11 protein-coding genes are annotated in these 17,736 nt (G+C 70.5%); 2 read left to right on the top strand and 9 right to left on the bottom strand.

The features are described 5' to 3' along the window. Nucleotides 1-22: 22 nt before the first annotated feature. The 5 genes from ACFTZC_RS23170 to dxr all read right to left on the bottom strand — a co-directional run bounded on the left by ACFTZC_RS23170 (nt 23) and on the right by dxr (nt 5,951). Nucleotides 23-604 (bottom strand): GNAT family N-acetyltransferase, encoded by a 582-nt coding sequence (locus tag ACFTZC_RS23170; protein WP_382892597.1) that lies wholly within the window; start codon nt 602-604, stop codon nt 23-25. Between the two features lie 15 nt (nt 605-619). Further along, complete coding sequence (locus ACFTZC_RS23165; RefSeq protein WP_365814160.1) at nt 620-1,462, bottom strand: GNAT family N-acetyltransferase; 843 nt, start codon at nt 1,460-1,462, stop codon at nt 620-622. Nucleotides 1,463-1,985: 523 nt separating this feature from the next. Next, nucleotides 1,986-3,140, bottom strand: a complete 1,155-nt coding sequence (gene ispG, locus ACFTZC_RS23160) for a flavodoxin-dependent (E)-4-hydroxy-3-methylbut-2-enyl-diphosphate synthase (RefSeq protein ID WP_382892595.1) — start codon at nt 3,138-3,140, stop codon at nt 1,986-1,988. A 163-nt stretch (nt 3,141-3,303) separates the two neighbouring features. Then, complete coding sequence (locus ACFTZC_RS23155; protein WP_382892593.1) at nt 3,304-4,605, bottom strand: M50 family metallopeptidase; 1,302 nt, start codon at nt 4,603-4,605, stop codon at nt 3,304-3,306. Further along, nucleotides 4,602-5,951 (bottom strand): 1-deoxy-D-xylulose-5-phosphate reductoisomerase, encoded by a 1,350-nt coding sequence (gene dxr / locus ACFTZC_RS23150; RefSeq protein ID WP_382892591.1) that lies wholly within the window; start codon nt 5,949-5,951, stop codon nt 4,602-4,604. The genes ACFTZC_RS23155 and dxr overlap by 4 nt, the downstream gene beginning before the upstream one ends. A 494-nt stretch (nt 5,952-6,445) precedes the next feature. Between dxr and ACFTZC_RS23145 the strand changes: the two genes are divergently transcribed. Continuing rightward, a complete protein-coding gene (locus tag ACFTZC_RS23145; RefSeq protein WP_382892588.1) occupies nt 6,446-7,678 on the top strand; it encodes a glycoside hydrolase family 64 protein in 1,233 nt (410 codons plus the stop codon). A gap of 232 nt (nt 7,679-7,910) precedes the next feature. On the opposite strand, the gene ACFTZC_RS23140 is transcribed toward ACFTZC_RS23145, so the two are convergent. The 4 genes from ACFTZC_RS23140 to ACFTZC_RS23125 all read right to left on the bottom strand — a co-directional run bounded on the left by ACFTZC_RS23140 (nt 7,911) and on the right by ACFTZC_RS23125 (nt 16,037). Further along, entirely contained in the window at nt 7,911-9,920 is a 2,010-nt protein-coding gene (locus ACFTZC_RS23140) for an acyl-CoA dehydrogenase family protein (RefSeq protein ID WP_382892586.1), read from the bottom strand. Between the two features lie 322 nt (nt 9,921-10,242). Further along, complete coding sequence (locus tag ACFTZC_RS23135; protein ID WP_382892584.1) at nt 10,243-11,688, bottom strand: aldehyde dehydrogenase family protein; 1,446 nt, start codon at nt 11,686-11,688, stop codon at nt 10,243-10,245. Nucleotides 11,689-12,030: 342 nt separating this feature from the next. After that, complete coding sequence (locus ACFTZC_RS23130) at nt 12,031-13,686, bottom strand: PucR family transcriptional regulator (protein ID WP_382892582.1); 1,656 nt, start codon at nt 13,684-13,686, stop codon at nt 12,031-12,033. 233 nt (nt 13,687-13,919) lie between these two features. Next, a complete protein-coding gene (locus ACFTZC_RS23125; RefSeq protein WP_382892580.1) occupies nt 13,920-16,037 on the bottom strand; it encodes an ATP-binding protein in 2,118 nt (705 codons plus the stop codon). Nucleotides 16,038-16,315: 278 nt separating this feature from the next. Here ACFTZC_RS23125 and gabT point away from each other — a divergent pair, with 278 nt between their 5' ends. Further along, nucleotides 16,316-17,650 (top strand): 4-aminobutyrate--2-oxoglutarate transaminase, encoded by a 1,335-nt coding sequence (gene gabT / locus ACFTZC_RS23120; protein ID WP_382892578.1) that lies wholly within the window; start codon nt 16,316-16,318, stop codon nt 17,648-17,650. The last annotated feature ends 86 nt before the right edge of the window (nt 17,651-17,736 follow it).

Here is a 17,736-nt window from a genome sequence, read left to right as displayed (position 1 = left end):
GGGGTCCGCCAGCAGGCGGAAATCAGTATCCGCGCCGCGCCGTACGGCGCAGTGGGAGCGGGGCGCCCATCACGGCGTACGGCCGGGGCGCGCTCGGGAAGTGCACCTGGCGGGCGAGGTCCTCGTACCCGAGGGCGCGGTACAGCCTGCGGGCGGGGCTCTCGATGTCGATGGCGGACAGGATGGACCGCGGCTGAGCGGCGTCGTCCGTGATCGCGGTGATCAGGGTGCGGCCGATACCGCGGGCCTGGAACTCGGGGTGCACATGGAGCTCGGTGATCACGAAGGAGTCGTCGAGCCAGCCGTCGGAGCCGTTGGCGCGCAGATATGGTTCGACGATCGTGGACCACCAGTGGGCACGGTCGTTGGGCATGCCGTACACGAAGCCTACGAGCCGCCCCGTGGCGGTGGTGGCGCCGAGCGCGCGGCAGCCGCGGTGCAGCACGTGACGGAGCACGATGTGGCGCCGTACGCCGACCTCGTCGTCGCTGAGACCGAAGGCGAGGGCCTGCACGGCGAGCGCCTCGTCGACGCGCGCGGCGAGATCGACCGGTCCTACCTGTACGTCGGGGGTACGGGGGGCGCCCCCGGGGATGCTCGGCATGGCCGAACCCTACTTTCAGAAGAGCACGCTCATGAAGGCACCCACTTCGTGGAATCCGACGCGCCGGTAGGCGGCTCTTGCGGGGGTGTTGTAGTCGTTCACGTAGAGGCTCACTATGGGCGCGACATCGGCGAGCGCATACCGTACGACCGCCGCCATGCCGGACTCGGAGAGGCCGCGGCCCCGGAACTCGGGATCGACCCAGACTCCCTGGATCTGGCAGGCCTGCGGGGTGGCCGCGCCGATCTCGGCCTTGAAGAGGACTCTGCCGTCCTCTATGCGGGCGAACGAGCGCCCCGAGCCAACGAGTTCGGCGACGCGTGCCTGGTAGAGCAGTCCGCCGTCGCCCGCGAGCGGGGAGACGCCGACCTCCTCGGTGAACATGGCCACGCAGGCGGGCATGATCACGTCGAGTTCGTCCTTGCGGATGCGGCGTACGAAGGGGTCGGGCGCGACGGCGGGGAGCTCTTCGGTGGCCATCAGCGGCTGGTGGGCGCGGACCTCCCGGGCGGGTCCCCAGTTCGGCTCCAGAAGGCGCCACAGCGCCGCGGTGGGCCCGGCCGGACCGACGATGGAGGAGCAGCGGCGGCCGGTCCTGCGGGCGCGGTCGGCGAAGGCGCGGACGGCCTCGGGGGTGGCGCAGATCGGGACGAGATTGGCTCCCGCGTAGCAGAGCGAACGGAGCCGGCCGTCCGCGTACCAGCCCCACATCTCGCCGCCGAGGCGCCAGGGGTCGAGTCCGGCAACCTGGACGCGGGCCGTGACGAATGCGTTGGCGACGGGCTCGCTCTCCAGAATGGCGAGCGCGGCGCCGAGTTCACTGGGTTCGAGGACCCGGGTGGTGGTCTGCGTCAACACGAGGGGGCCTCACCATACGTATGCCGATCTCCGCACTGTACCCGGCGGCCCTGTGATACGCCGCCCGCGAGAGGATGCGGGGCCCGAGCGGCCCGCTACGGCCGCCGCAGTGGTGGCACCGTACGCCGTAACGCGCCGTGCGGGACCTGTTCGCCGGCCGACGGCGCCGGCACCCGTACGAGGCCGCGTGAGCCGGGCACCGTACGGGGCGGGCGGGCGCTGTGTACGGGACCGGTTGGCGGCGTACGGGGCGCGCGACGCGGTGGGGACGTGACCGCGGCGTACGGGGCGACGGCGCCGTAGAGGCGTGACCGCGGCGTACGGGGCGGACGCGGACGGGCCGTACGGGGCGTTTTCCGCTGATGGTCGGCCCCGCACCACGGTCGCCCGCGACAGCCGCAGCCCCGCGCCCGGCGCCCGGAGGGGCGGTGGCCGCGGGGCCGCGTACGAAGACCTCGCGCGAGGCGCGGGAGGCGGGAGAAGCAGGATCCTGGAAGCGCAGGAGCCAAAAGACCTCAGGAGGTCAGCTCACGGAGATCTGGGGCTCGCCCGAGGCGATGCCGTCCTTCTCCATCTGTTCGGCGATCTTCATGGCTTCGTCGATGAGGGTCTCCACGATCTTCGACTCGGGGACGGTCTTGATGACCTCGCCCTTCACGAAGATCTGCCCCTTGCCGTTGCCCGACGCCACCCCGAGATCGGCCTCACGCGCCTCGCCCGGACCGTTCACCACACACCCCATCACCGCCACGCGCAGCGGAACCTCCATGCCCTCCAGCCCCGCCGTCACCTCATCGGCCAGCTTGTACACATCCACCTGCGCCCGCCCGCACGAAGGACACGACACGATCTCCAGACGCCGCTGCCGCAGGTTCAGCGACTCCAGGATCTGGATACCGACCTTCACCTCCTCCGCCGGAGGCGCCGACAACGACACCCGGATCGTGTCCCCGATGCCTTCAGCCAACAGCGCACCGAACGCGACGGCCGACTTGATCGTCCCCTGGAACGCCGGGCCCGCCTCCGTCACCCCGAGATGCAGCGGATAGTCACACCGCTCCGCGAGCAGCCGGTAGGCGTTCACCATGACCACCGGGTCGTTGTGCTTCACCGAGATCTTGATGTCCTGGAACCCGTGCTCCTCGAACAGCGACGCCTCCCACAACGCCGACTCCACCAGAGCCTCCGGCGTCGCCTTTCCGTACTTCGCCAGCAGCCGCGCATCCAGCGAGCCCGCGTTCACCCCGATACGGATCGGCGTCCCCGCCGCGCTCGCCGCCTGCGCGATCTCCCGCACCTTGTCGTCGAACTGCTTGATGTTCCCCGGATTCACCCGCACCGCGGCACACCCGGCGTCAATCGCCGCGAACACATACTTCGGCTGGAAATGAATATCCGCGATCACCGGAATCTGCGACTTCCGCGCAATCACCGCCAACGCGTCCGCATCGTCCTGCGTCGGACACGCCACCCGCACGATCTGACACCCCGACGCCGTCAACTCGGCAATCTGCTGCAGCGTCGCACCCACATCCGACGTACGCGTCGTCGTCATCGACTGCACCGACACCGGCGCATCCCCACCGACCGCCACCGACCCGACCTGGATCTGACGGCTGACCCTTCGATCGGCGAGCTTCGTCGGAACGGACGGCATTCCGAGAGAAATTGCGGTCATCTGCTAAGCAACCCCAAGGTGTGGATCAAGGTCCCGAGATCGGCGGGCTCCAGCACCCGAGATTACGCCACCGTGCACTGCGCGAGCACATCCTGACGAAAAGTCCACCCAAAGATAAGCGGCCGGACACAAACAGTGTCCGGCCGCCGCGAAACGGGTGATATCAGCTGATTTTAACGGGGTTGAAGACGTCGGCGACAAGGACGAGCAGGGTGAAGCAGATGAAGATCCCGGCCACGACGTAGGCGACCGGCATCAGCTTCGCCACGTCGAAGGGGCCGGGGTCGGGGCGCTTGAACAGCCGCGCCAGCCTGCGCCGCAGGGACTCCCAGAGCGCACCCGCGATATGGCCGCCGTCGAGGGGCAGCAGGGGCAGCATGTTGAAGAGGAAGAGCGAGAGGTTGAACCCGGCGAGCAGGAAGAGCAGCATCGCGATCTGGTTCTGCGCCGGAATGTCGAGCGTCATCACCTCGCCGCCGATGCGCGCCGCACCGACCACGCCGACCGGCGAGTCGTCCTTGCGCGGGCCGTCCCCGAAGGCCGCGCTCCACAGATCGGGGATCTTGGAAGGCAGCGCGATGATCGAGTCGACGCCGTTCACGATCATGTCGCCCATCCGGTCCACCGACTGGGGGAAGGAGAGCGGGATGATCTCGGTGGACGCGGCGAATCCGAGATAGCCCGCGGGCACGTACTTGTCGGGGATCGCCTCGCCCTTCGAATCCTTCGCCGCCACCATGTTCTTGGCGAGTGTGGCGTGCAGGACCTGCTCCGTACCGTCGCGCTGGACGGTGATGGTGGCGGGGCCGATGGTGCCGCGGATCAGGTTGGAGAGCGTGGACCAGTCGTCGACGCGCTTGTCGTTGAAGGCGACGATCTTGTCGCCCTCCTTGAGCCCGGCCGCCTGAGCGGGCGAGACGGGGTCGCCCTTCTCGCACGCGTCCCGCTTGTCGCTCTGCGAGATCACACACTTCTGCACGCCGGCGACCGTCGTCGTCTGTGTCTGGAAACCGAAGCCCATCGCGACGCTGATGAAGATCACGGCGGCGAGTACCAGGTTCATGAAGGGACCGGCGAACATCACGATGACGCGCTTCCACGGCTTGCGTGTGTAGAAGAGCCGCTTCTCGTCACCGGGCTGGAGTTCCTCGAAGGCGGCCGAGCGCGCGTCCTCTATCATCCCGCGCCAGGGCGACGTGGAGCGCGCCTCCAGGCGCCCGTCGGGTCCCGGCGGGAACATCCCGATCATGCGGATGTAGCCGCCCATGGGGATGGCCTTGAGCCCGTACTCCGTATCGCCCTTCACCCGTGACCAGATGGTCGGACCGAACCCGACCATGTACTGGGGCACCCGGATACCGAAGATCTTGGCCGTGGAGAGATGGCCGAGTTCGTGCAGGGCGATGGAGAAGAGCAGCCCCGCGACAAACACAAGGATGCCGAGGACCGTCAACAGAATCGTCATGCGCGAGCCTCCGCTGGCTGTTCTTCGCTTGGCTGACGTACGTCACTGAATTTCGCTGCTGTCTCACGCGCCCGGGCGCGCGCCCAGGTCTCGGCTTCGAGGACGTCGGCCACGGTGAGCGAGGTTCCCGCCGTGCCGCCCGGTCCTGAGGATCCGCCCGCGCGGGTACCCGAGGCTCCGTCCGCGCGGGTACGGGGCCCGTGGTGCTCCGCCTCCGCGACAACGGCGGTGACCGTCTCCATGATGCCGTTGAACGGCAGCCGCCCCGCCAGGAACGCGTCCACACACTCCTCGTTCGCGGCATTGAACACCGCGGGGGCCGTGCCGCCCAGGGTTCCGACGTGCCGGGCGAGTCCCACGGACGGGAACGCCTCACCGTCGAGCGGGAAGAACTCCCAGGTCGAAGCCTTGGCCCAGTCGAACGCGGGCGCGGCGTCGGGCACCCGCTCCGGCCAGCCGAGACCGAGGGCGATCGGCCCGCGCATGTCGGGCGGGGTCGCCTGGGCCAGGGTCGAACCGTCCTTGAATTCCACCATCGAGTGAACATACGACTGAGGATGGACAACCACCTCAATGCGTTCGAAGGGAATGTCGTAGAGGAGATGCGCCTCGATCACTTCGAGGCCCTTGTTCACGAGGGTCGCGGAGTTGACCGTGATCACCGGGCCCATGGCCCAGGTGGGGTGCGCGAGAGCGTCCTTGGGGGTGACGCGGGCCAGATCGGACTTCGTACGGCCCCGGAACGGCCCGCCGGAGGCCGTCACGACGAGCTTGCGTACATCGGCGCGGGTCCCGGCCGCCAGCGCCTGGAAGAGCGCGGCGTGCTCGGAGTCGACGGGGATGATCTGGCCGGGCTTGGCCACGGCCTTCACCAGAGGGCCGCCGACGATCAGCGACTCCTTGTTGGCGAGCGCGAGCGTACGGCCCGCCGTCAGCGCGGCGAGCGTGGGGGCGAGCCCGATGGAACCGGTGATGCCGTTCAGTACGGTGTGGCACTCCGAGGCGGCCAGCTCGGTCGCGGCGTCGGGGCCGGCGAGGATCTCGGGGAGCGGTTCGCCCGCCCCGTACCGCGCGCCGAGGGCCTCCCGGAGGGCGGGTACGGCACTCTCGCGCGCGACGGCGACGGTACGGACCCGCAGCCGCCGCGCCTGCTCGGCGAGGAGCTCCACGCGGCCGCCCGCGGCGGAGAGGGCGGTGACACGGAAGCGGTCGGGGTTGCGCAGGACCAGGTCGATGGCCTGCGTGCCGATGGATCCGGTGGAGCCGAGGACGACGATGTCACGGCGGCCTTCGATCGGATCGAAGACGATATGCGGATCGGCGAGAGGGGCTGGGCTGTCGCTCATGCCCCCCATTCTTGCCTCATCCGAGAGCGGGGAGGACAGCGCGCCCCCGCGGGTGTCTCCGTGCGCCGGTCCCGCGCGCACCGCGACCGTTCCGCATGAGGGTCCGGGTACGCCCCGTGGTCTCCGTATATCCGCCCCGTAGTCGCTGCGCGTCTGTGCCGTAGTCGCTGCGCGTCCGCCCCGTAGTCGCTGCGCGTCTGTGCCGTCAGCTCCCGATCCGCCCCGTGGCCGCGGCGTACGGCGCGTCCGGCGCGCGGTACGGCTGGGAGACAGGGCCACCGCGCCCCGTGGGGCGCCGTACGGGCGGACAGCGCGTCCCGACCGAGGCCGAACGACGGCGCCGAGCAGGGGAAGCGCCACGGCACGTCAACCCCGTGTCCGACCCTGGCCGTTGAGCCACTTTTATTGACACGCCTGCCGCGCGGCCCGATCCTGAGAGCGCTCTCAGACTCTCTGTTCCCCCCCACTGGAATCCACCTCCTAGGAGGAAGAGCGTGCCTGCCCTACGGAAGGTACTGACCTGCCTGGCCGCGGCCGTGGTCTTCGCGACGGGGTTCACGGCCGCCGGCCCCGCGCCCGCCGCCACGGCCGCCCCGGCTGACAACCAGGCGCCGTCGGCCGAAGCCGCGGTTCCCGCGACCATCCCGCTCACCATCAAGAACAGTTCCGCACGCGGCGATCAGGTCTACATCTACAACATCGGAACGCAGCTCTCGACGGGCCGGCAGGGCTGGGCCGACGCGAACGGTACGTTCCACCCCTGGCCCGCCGGGGGCAACCCGCCCACCCCGGCCCCGGACGCGTCGATCGCCGGGCCGGCCAACGGGCAGTCGTTGACGATCCGGATGCCGCAGTTCTCCGGCCGCGTCTACTTCTCGTACGGCCAGAAGCTCGTCTTCAAGCTGACCACGGGCGGCCTCGTACAGCCCGCCGTGCAGAACCCGTCCGACCCGAACCGGAACATCCTCTTCAACTGGACCGAGTACACGCTCAACGGCAGCGGCCTCTGGATCAACAGCACCCAGGTGGACATGTTCTCTGCGCCGTACGCCGTGGGCGTCAAGCTCCCGAACGGTACGACGAAGAACACCGGCCACCTGAAGGCGGGTGGCTACAACGGCTTCTACAGCTCTCTGAGGGAACAGTCGGGCGGCTGGGCCAACCTCATCCAGACGCGCTCCGACGGCACCGTTCTGCGCGCTCTCGCACCCGGTCACGGCATCGGCACGGGCACACTGCCAGCATCCGTCATGGACAACTACATCAACCGCGTGTGGAGCAAGTACGCGTCCTCCACCCTGACGGTGACTCCGTTCACGGACCAGCCGAACACCAAGTACTTCGGCCGGGTCTCGGGGAACGTCATGAACTTCACCAACGCTTCGGGCGCGGTCGTCACCTCTTTCCAGAAGCCGGACGCCGACAGCGTCTTCGGCTGCTACAAGCTCCTGGACGCGCCGAACGACGCCGTACGCGGACCGATCTCGCGCACACTGTGCGCGGGATACAACCGCTCCACCCTTCTGACCAACCCCAACCAGCCCGACACCAATGCGGCCGGTTTCTATCAGGACTCGGTGACCAACCACTACGCCCGGAAGATCCACGCACAGATGGCGGACGGAAAGGCGTACGCTTTCGCCTTCGACGATGTCGGCAACCACGAGTCGCTGGTGACCGACAGCAACCCGCAGGAAGCGTTCATCACCCTGGATCCGTTCAACTAGGCGGCGTCCCGCGGGCGGCCTCCCGCTGTCCCCCGGTCCGTCGGCCGGGGGACAGCGGGCCTGTCGTTCCGCAGAGGGAGCACGACACACGCGCTCGGCCCGGCCGTCACGCGTGCCGGAACGCGCCGAACGCCTCGTGGAACGCCGGAAAGGTCTTGCGTACGCCCGGGGCCGTCGTACGTCATCCCCAGGGCACACTTCGCCGTGACGGCGAAGGACATCACGATGCAGATCACCGGATCGGGCGGTGCACGTTCTCCCGTGGTGACGGGCCCGGTGTCGCGTCCGCGATCCAGGGGCCTTCGCCGCTCGGGTCGACGATGCCCTCCTCCAGCCAGGCGTACGTACCCGACAGGACGCCGTCCACGACTCTGTGGTCCAGGTCGTCCGTGTTGGACCACAACCGCGTGAAAAGCTCCTCGACGCGGATCCGGGCCTGTTTGCAGAAGACGTCGGCCAGTTGGTACGCCTCGCGGCCGTGGTCACCGTTCGCGCGCAGCATCTCGGCCCGTACACACGCGGCGCTCATCGCGAACAGCTCCGCACCGATGTCCACAATCCGGCCGAGGAAGCCCTGCTTGGTCTCCATGCGCCCCTGCCAGCGCGACATGGCGTAGAAGGTGGAACGGGCGAGTTTGCGGGCGGTGCGCTCGACGTAGCGCAGGTGCGACGACAGGTCCGGGTGCCCGGACGGGTGGAACGCGGCGTACGAACCGGGCAGTTGCCCCGGTCCAGCCACCAGTTTCGGCAGCCAGCGGGCGTAGAACTTCCCCGCCTGCGCCCCCGCCCTGGCCTTGTCCTGGAGGGATTTGTCGGGATCGATGATGTCGCCGGCCACCGCGAGGTGGGCGTCGACGGCCTCACGGGCGATCAGCAGGTGCATGATCTCCGTGGAACCCTCGAAGATCCGGTTGATGCGCAGATCGCGGAGCATCTGCTCGGCCGGTACGGCGCGTTCGCCACGGGCCGCCAGCGAGTCCGCCGTCTCGAAGCCCCGGCCGCCGCGGATCTGAACCAGTTCGTCCGCCATCAGCCAGGCCATCTCGGAGCCGTACAGCTTGGCGAGGGCGGCCTCGATCCTGATGTCGTTGCGGTCCTCGTCGGCCATCTGGGAGGAGAGGTCGACGACCGCCTCCAGCGCGAACGTGGTGGCGGCGATGAACGAGATCTTCGCTGTCACGGCCTCGTGGCGGGCGACCGGCTTTCCCCACTGCTCGCGCGCGGAGGACCACTCGCGGGCGATTTTCAGACACCATTTGCCGGCGCCCACGCACATCGCGGGCAAGGAGAGGCGCCCGGTATTGAGCGTGGTGAGCGCGATCTTGAGACCGGCGCCCTCGGGGCCGATACGGTTCGCGGCGGGGACGCAGACCCGGTGGAAGCGGGTGACGCCGTTCTCCAGCCCGCGCAACCCCATGAACGCGTTGCGGTGCTCGACCGTGATGCCCGGGGAGTCAGCCTCGACGACGAACGCGGTGATACCGCCCTTGCGGCCCTCCTCCTCGGGAACGCGGGCCATCACGACGAGCAGATCGGCCACGACACCGTTGGTCGTCCACAGCTTCACACCGTCGAGGACGTACGCGTCGCCGTCGGGCACGGCGGTCGTCGCCAGCCGGGCGGGGTCGGAGCCCACGTCGGGTTCGGTGAGCAGGAACGCCGAGATGTCGGTACGGGCCAGACGCGGCAGGAAGAGTTCCTTCTGCTCCTGGGTGCCGAAAATCTTGAGGGGCTGCGGTACGCCGATCGACTGATGAGCGGAGAGCAGCGCGCCGACGGCGGGGCTGGCGGAGCCGACGAGCACCAAGGCCTTGTTGTAGTACACCTGGGTGAGGCCGAGCCCTCCGTACTTGACGTCGATCTTCATACCGAGCGCGCCCAGTTCCTTGAGGCCGTTGAGGACCTCGTCGGGGATCCTGGCGTCGCGCTCGATCAGCGCACCGTCGATGCGCGTCTCGCAGAAGGTGCGCAGCCTCGCGAGGAACTCCTCGCCGCGTCTGACGTCCTCGGGGGCCGGGACCGGGTGCGGATGGATGAGGTCGAGGCGGAAGCGGCCGAGAAACATCTCCTTCGCGAAGCTGGGCTTGCGCCAGCCCTGCTCACGGGCGGCCTCGGCGACCTGCCGCGCCTCACGCTCGGAGACCTTGGGCTTTCCGTGCGGTCCCTGCGATGCCTGAGTTTTCTGTGACTTCTGAGGTTCCTGTGGCGTAGAAGCTGCTGAGGGTGCGGATGGGGCGGACATGAGGAACTCACCTCGCCGCGGAGTCGGGGCCAATGGCGGTGCCTGGCGGTGCGAGCCGGTACGGGGCGGTGCCGACATACCGACGACAGTGTCGATATGGCGACTGCTGCCCATATCGACTCTTGCTACTCGTCCGTATCTACCCGATTCCCGCCACCCGCACCAGTCGTGGGGCACGCGGTGCGGGTGGCGGCCACGGTGCGCCGCGCCCCGTAGCCGCCCCGATAGCCGCCCCGTCCCGGCCCGTCCCGTCTGCGAAGTGGTTCGGGGCCCGTGGGGCCACGCGGGGCCCCACGGCGCGTCACGGGGCGTACAGGCGCGCCTACAGGTCCAGGCCCGTGAGGACGAGGACGCGCTCGTACGTGTAGTCGTCCATCGCGTACCGCACACCCTCGCGGCCGACGCCGGACTGCTTGGCACCGCCGTACGGCATCTGGTCCGCGCGGTACGACGGGACGTCACCGACAACCACACCGCCGACCTCCAGGGCACGGTGGGCGCGGAACGCGGCCTTCAGGTCATTGGTGAACACGCCGGCCTGGAGGCCGTACTTCGAGTCGTTCACGCGCTCGAACGCCTCCGTTTCGCTCTCGACGCGACGGAGGGTGAGGACGGGGCCGAAGACCTCCTCGCAGGCGAGGGTGGTGTCCTCGGGGACCTCGGCCAGGACTGTGGGCGCGTAGCTCGCACCATCGCGCTTGCCGCCGGTGAGGAGCTGCGCGCCCGCCCGTACCGCCTCGTCGACCCATGATTCGACACGCTTGGCGGCGTCCTCGCTGACGAGGGGGCCCACATCGGTCGCGTCGTCCTCGGGGTCGCCGGTGACCTGGGCCTCGACGGCGGCGACGATGCGGGGGACGAGGCGCTCGTACACAGTGGCGTCCGCGATCACGCGCTGCACGGAGATGCAGGACTGGCCGCCCTGGTAGTTCGAGAACGTGGCGATCCGCGCCGCGGCCCAGTCGAGGTCCTGGTCACTCGCGTAGTCGGCGAGAACGACGGCCGCGCCGTTGCCGCCGAGTTCGAGGGTGCAGTGTTTGCGCGGCACGGAGTCCATGATCGCGTAGCCGACCTTGTCCGAACCGGTGAAGGAGATCACCGGCAGCCGCTCGTCCCGTACCAGGGCGGGCATCCGGACGTTGGGCACGGGCAGGACGGACCAGGCACCGGCGGGGAGGTCGGTCTCCGCGAGCAGTTCGCCGAGGAGGAGGCCGGAGAGCGGCGTCGCGGGGGCGGGCTTGAGGACGATCGGGGCGCCGGCGGCGATGGCCGGGGCGATCTTGTGCGCGCAGAGGTTGAGCGGGAAGTTGAACGGCGCGATACCGAGAACAGCACCGCGAGGGAAGCGGCGGGTCAGGGCGAGGCGGCCGGTACCGCCCGCGTCGGTGTCGAGCCGCTGGGCGTCCCCGGCGTTGAAGCGGCGTGCCTCCTCAGCGGCGAACCGGAAAACGGACACGGCGCGGCCGACCTCGCCCCGGGCCCACTTCAGGGGCTTGCCGTTCTCGGCGGAGATCAGCCGGGCGATCTCCTCGGTGCGCTCGACGAGACGGCGTGACACATGGTCGAGGGCGGCGGCCCGGACATGCGCGGGCGTCGCGGCGAACTCGTCGACCACGGCGTGCGCGGCGGCGACGGCCTCCTCGACCTGCGCGTCGGTCGGTACGGAGACGGTTCCCACGAGGCGGCCGTCCCAAGGGGAGGTGACGTCGAGGGTGTCCTCACCGGTGGCCTGGCGGCCGGCGAGCCAGAAAGCGTGGGTGGAAGTCATTGCGAGTCCGGGCCCTTCCGAAGAGACGGCGTGTACGTCCCACGGTAGGGGTGCGGAGGCATGCGGCGGATTGTCCGTGGTGGAGTGGTACGCACAAGGCTGTGCTACGCAATGTCATACGCACGTCGAGTAAAGACAGGCGGCGGAACGGAGCGCCGTTCTTCTGTCAGCGAGGTGAGTGCGGCAACGGTCGAGGGGAGTACGGCGTCGGTCCCGAAGGTTGCGGCTCGCCCCTGGCATCAGGCCGGGACCGTACTCCGCGCCCCCACGCCCTCCGCGCCCTCCGCTTCCTCGCCCCCGCCACCGCGCCCTTGCAGGCCTCGCCAGCCCCCGCCAGCCCCGCTACTGCCGCTGTTCCCGGGTCTCCGGGGTCACGGAGGCCGGCGGCGGCGTCGGCCCCGAGGCGGCTGTCGTCTTCAGCGCCAGCCAGAGCTCCATCCGTACGTCCGGGTCGTCCAGGGAGCGGCCCAGGATCTCCTCCACCCGGCGCATGCGGTAGCGGAGCGTATGGCGGTGCACACCCAGATCTGCCGCCGCGGCGTCCCACTGACCGTGGCGGGACAGCCAGGCGCGCAGCGACGCCACCAGATCGCCGCGCCCCTTCGCGTCGTGGTCGCGCAGCGCCCGCAGCATCCCCTCGGCGAAGGCGCGTACCGCGTCGTCGGCCAGCAGGGGCAGGATCGAGCCCGCCGCCAGTTCCTCGTGCTCGACGAGTGCCCTGCCGCGCCGCCGGGCCACCGACAGCGCCTGCTCGGCCTGTTTGTACGCCCCGGCCGTCGCGATCGGCCCCGTCGGCGCGGAGAGGCCGATGACGACGCCGGCCACCTCCGCCTCCAACAGCGCGTACCTCGCCATGGAGGCGACCACCGCCCCGGCGTCGGGGGACACCACCGCGAGGCGGTCCTCGCCGTCCGGGACCAGGAGCACTGCCTCGCCCCCTCGTGAGGCCACCGCCTCGATGGCGTCCGTCAGTACCTGGATCGGATGATCGGTGTCGGTGGCCCCGTGCGGGGCGGCGACGCCCCCCGTGCCCGCCGCGGATTCCGCGATCAGCAGCCGGAAGGGCGCGTCGAGCAGTCCCCCGTACAGCTCGCCCGCCACCGTTCGCGCATGGTCCGGTTGCCCGGAGAGCAGCATGCGGAGCACCGCGGCGCCGAGCCGCTGTTCGGCCGCCTGGAGGGCGCGTGAACGCTCCGTTGTCAGGGTCAAGAGCGCGACCGCCGAGTGCACCGCGTACCGTTCCGCGGTGCCCAGCGCCGCCCCCGTACCGACCGCGAGGGCGCCGCGGACGCGCCTGCCCGTGCCGAGCGACTGGAGTTCGACGCGGTCTTCCGCGTCGCCCGCGGCGTCGCCCGCGTCCGCCCCGCCGACCACCGCGCTCGCGGGTGCGGGGCGCTCGCGCAGCCGCTCGACCTCGGCCGTCAGCCGGGCGGCGCGCCGCGCCGCCCACTCGGGCGCGGCGGCGACGACGGCGCCGGACGCGTCGTACAGCGCCGCCCAGCCGTTCACATGCGCCGCGAGCCGCTCCAGCAGTGCGGCGGGGCCCTCGGAGAGCGCCGCGCGGGTCAGTTCACGCTGGACCTCGAAGCCCGCGGTCACGGCGCGGTACTGGTCGGCCGCGAGCGCCGCCGAGACCGCCTTGCTGATGGCGAGGAACGGGGTACGCCGCGGCACGGCCAGCAGCGGCAGCCCCACCTCGCGCGCCGCCCCGACGAGAGCCTCGGGGACGTCCTCGTAGTTCACGCCGACGGCGAAGCCGAGCCCGGCCACCCCGGCGTCCGCGAGCCGCCGTACGTACTGCCGCATCGCGCCGGGATCCGCGGCGTCCAGGGTCGTCGCCGTGATGAGGAGCAGTTCGCCGCCCTCCATGTACGGCACGGGGTCGGCCAGCTCGCTGGCGTGCACCCAGCGGACCGGCGTACTCAGCCGGTCCTCCCCCGCGCGCACGGTGAGATGGAGCGCCGAGTGCTGGACAAGTGAGGCGAGGGTGGGCGGCATGGTGGAACCGTAGGGCCTTCGGCAGCGGACGGGCAGGGCGACGGACACGAGCCCATCAGGAGTGTGCCGTGAGCGTCGGCCCCAAGGACGTGACTGTCTGGCCCATGGAGGGGCTACTTGTCATTTTGCCGTCTTGTACCAACGGCTGACTTCAATTCTGCCAGCCTGTACGAAGTACAGGCATCCTGATGGCAAGGGGGCGCCTCGCCCTCGCCCGCACCCGCACCCTGTGCTCAGCTCCGAAGGTCGACCAGGAGGGGCGGCGTATGCTCGCCGCTCACTGTCCGCAGGGAGAGCACAGCGTGGCCCGCCGGCACCGAGTGCGCCAGTTCGGAGGCCGACCATCGCTCACGCTCGACCTTCCGTACGGTCACGGCATCCGTGGTCACCGCTTTGCCGGTGACCAGCTTGCGGAAGGCATGGATGGCCCGGGTCAGCGGCTGGTCCGCGAAGACGGTGCGCTGGGTGACGTCGCGGGTCTCCACCCACTCGGTACCCCATGCCTCGGCGAAGCGCTTACCGTCCCAGGTGGTGATGCCGGAGAAGGCCATCCGGCAGCCGACAGCACCGAGCAGCGCGGTGTGCAGAGCCTCGGGCACGTCGTCGAGAGTGCGCAGCGTGAGCAACGCGCCCGCGTTGACCGAACGGAGGCGCTGCACGCCGCGCAGGGTCTCGGGAGTGAGGGTGCGGGTGGCGTCGTCCAGGACGAGACAGGCGAAGAGCGACCGGTCGGCGCGGGTCGCGGCGTTCGCCGTGAACTGGGCGAGGATGATCCTGGCCAGCATCCGCGACGCCTCGGCGTGCCCCCGCTCCGGCAGGTCGATGCGGACACGCAGCGGGTGCTCCAGGGTGCGCAGGGAGAACGGCCGGGTCCTCCCTCTGGTGTCGAAGAACCCGGCGAAGGCGGGTCGGTCGAGCAGGGCGACCCGGTCGGCGAGCGCCCGCCCCAGGTCTCCGGAGGCTCCGGACTGCCGCTCGCGGGTGTCGAGCTCACGGCGCATGGCGGAATGCCCCCCGGCGTCGAGCGCCTCCCGCAGTGCGGCGAGCGCGGCGGGCTCGCCGTCGAGCAGCTCACGCAGCTCCGGTACGGCGGGAAGGCGGCCGTGCGCGGCACGGAAGGGCCCCAGGAGCTGCGCGAGGGCCGTGGAGGCCCGGCGGCTGTCCGTGTCCGCCAGATCGCCCACGAGGCCCTCCGCGAGGACGACAGCGGCCTCGTCCGGGTCGTTGGCGCCGCCGTACAGGTCGAGGTCGTACACCGATTCGGGGTCGCCGAGCCGGACGACGACGTCGTAGCCGCTGTCCGGCCCGAGCTGTGTGCCGGTGGCACAGACGGCGATCACGGCGGCCTGCCCGGCGAGCGCCTGAAGGGACAGCGACTCGACGACGGGGCGCACCAGGGCGTGGGTCTTTCCGGCGCCGGGCGGGCCCACGGCGAGCAGTGAGGTGCCCAGCAGAACCGGATCCAGCGCGAGTCCCGTTCCCCTGCGCGGGTACGGGTTGCGCTCGCCGTCGTGGACGGTACCGAGCCTGACCTGCCGTACCAGCAGATCGTGCCGGGCCGCGCGGACGGGCAGGTCGCGCTTGCCCGAGGGATGGACGCAGGCGCCCGCGCCGTCGCCCCGTACGGCCTCGGCGAACGCCGTCAGCCGTGACGGGTCGGCCCGTACGGAGTGCCACGCGCGGCGGATCCGGGCGTAGTCGACGTCGTTCATCCGCCCGCCCCGTACCTCGGACGCGAGGCGCGCGGCGATGTCCCCCTGCCCCGCGGTGCGCAGCTCGGGCCACTCGGCGAGGTCGTCCTCGGGTTCCGGGGGCGGCGGGGCATCCTCCCGGGGAGCTGCGCCGGGGACCCGGCCGAACATGCGCCGCGCCAGTTCGGGCCAGCGGCCGAGGCGGCCGAAAGCGAAGGCCATCGCACCGCCGATCACCACCACGATGTAGATCTGTGCAGCGGTCTCACCGGTCTGCGTTCCGGGCCAGGAGTCAGGTGTGACCAAGAGGAGAGGCCAGAGCCAGAAACCTCCGAGATAGCCGTTCGACACCAAGGACCAGAGCAGCAGACCCGCCAGAAACGAGATCAGCGCCCCGCTCACGAGTTGCCGCAGCGGCGTCAGTTCCGGTTCCTCCGCGGGCCGGGCCCGGTGACCGTATGCCCAGGTTCCCGGTGCGTCGGCGACGCGCGGGACGCGCAGCCACTCCGCCAGGGTCGGACCGGAGCGCGGCGCGTGCCCCGGTGCGGGGGGCGGGGCGGATTCGAGCGGCGCCGAGGACGGTATGGGCGGCGGCCCCGCCGGCCGCGGTACGGGGGCGGCGTGTGTGCCCCGTGCGTCGTGCGTGCCGTCGCTGCCCATGTGAACTCCTGCCCCCTGCGCGGTCCGCCCTGTTGTACCCGCTCAATGTATTGCCACCGCGGGGCATCGGGTGGGTGGCCCACCGCCACCGGCCCGTCCACGGGGCGCCGTTGTCCGTACTCTGCGCCCTGGGGCAGCGCCCCGTACGGCGCGGAACCAGGCCACTATGTCCGCCACGGACAACGACACACCCCCACCACTCCCGATCGGAGCATGCCTGCTTCCCTCTCCCGCCCCTAGCCTGCGGAGAAAGACCCGGAATACCCCAGGAGCCCCGCATGACCGCCATTCCGCAGGAGCGCCTCGTCGTCACCGACATCCCCGGACCCAAGTCGCGGGAACTGCAGACCCGCCGCAGCGCCGCGGTCGCCGCGGGTGTCGGGTCCGTACTGCCCGTCTTCGCCGTGCGCGCCGGTGGCGGCATCGTCGAGGACGTGGACGGCAACCGGCTGATCGACTTCGGTTCCGGTATCGCCGTGACCTCGGTCGGCGCCAGCGCCGAGGCCGTCGTACGCCGCGCCACCGCGCAGCTCTCGGACTTCACCCATACCTGTTTCATGGTCACGCCGTACGAGGGGTACGTGGCGGTCTGCGAGCAGCTCGCCGAGCTGACGCCGGGCGACCACGCCAAGAAGTCGGCCCTCTTCAACTCGGGCGCCGAGGCGGTGGAGAACGCGGTCAAGATCGCACGCGCGTACACCAAGCGCCAGGCGGTCGTCGTGTTCGACCACGGCTATCACGGCCGTACGAACCTCACCATGGCCCTGACCGCCAAGAACATGCCGTACAAGAACGGCTTCGGCCCCTTCGCGCCGGAGGTCTACCGGGTACCGGTCGCCTACGGCTACCGCTGGCCGACCGGCCCCGAGCACTGCGGCGAGGAGGCGTCCGCCCAGGCCATCGACCAGATCAGTAAGCAGATCGGCGCCGAGAACGTCGCGGCGATCATCATCGAGCCTGTCCTCGGCGAGGGTGGCTTCATCGAGCCGGCGAAGGGCTTCCTGCCCGCCCTGGAGCGGTTCGCACGCGAGAACGGCATCGTGTTCGTGGCGGACGAGATCCAGTCGGGCTTCTGCCGCACCGGCCAGTGGTTCGCGTGCGAGGACGAGGGCGTCGTCCCCGATCTGATCACCACCGCGAAGGGGATCGCGGGCGGCCTGCCGCTCGCCGCCGTCACCGGCCGCGCCGAGATCATGGACGCCGCGCACGCGGGCGGCCTCGGTGGGACGTACGGGGGAAACCCGGTGGCCTGCGCCGCCGCACTCGGTTCCATCGAGACGATGAAGGAGCTGGACCTCAACGCGAAGGCACGCCGCATCGACGCGGTCATGAAGGGCCGCCTCGCCACGCTGCGGGAGAAGTACGACGTCATCGGCGACGTCCGCGGGCGCGGCGCGATGATCGCGATCGAGTTGGTGAAGGACCGCGACACCAAGGAGCCGGACCCGCAGTCGACGGCGGCGCTCGCCAAGGCGTGCCACGCGGAGGGGCTGCTGGTCCTCACCTGTGGCACGTACGGCAACGTCCTGCGCTTCCTGCCTCCCCTGGTGATCGGCGAGGAACTGCTGAACGAGGGCCTGGACATCATCGAGCGGGCACTCGCCGCTCTCTGAGCCCTCCGGCGCCCGGAACCCGCCGGGCCCTTCCTGGCACACCAGGCGTGTCTTCGGGCGCGCCTTTGTGTGCGTCTCCGGGCGGG

Origin of the sequence: Streptomyces sp. NPDC056987, from assembly GCF_042673865.1 — a bacterium.
In the GTDB taxonomy this organism is placed as follows: Bacteria; Actinomycetota; Actinomycetes; order Streptomycetales; family Streptomycetaceae; genus Streptomyces.
This window is presented reverse-complemented; position numbering and strand designations above follow the sequence as displayed.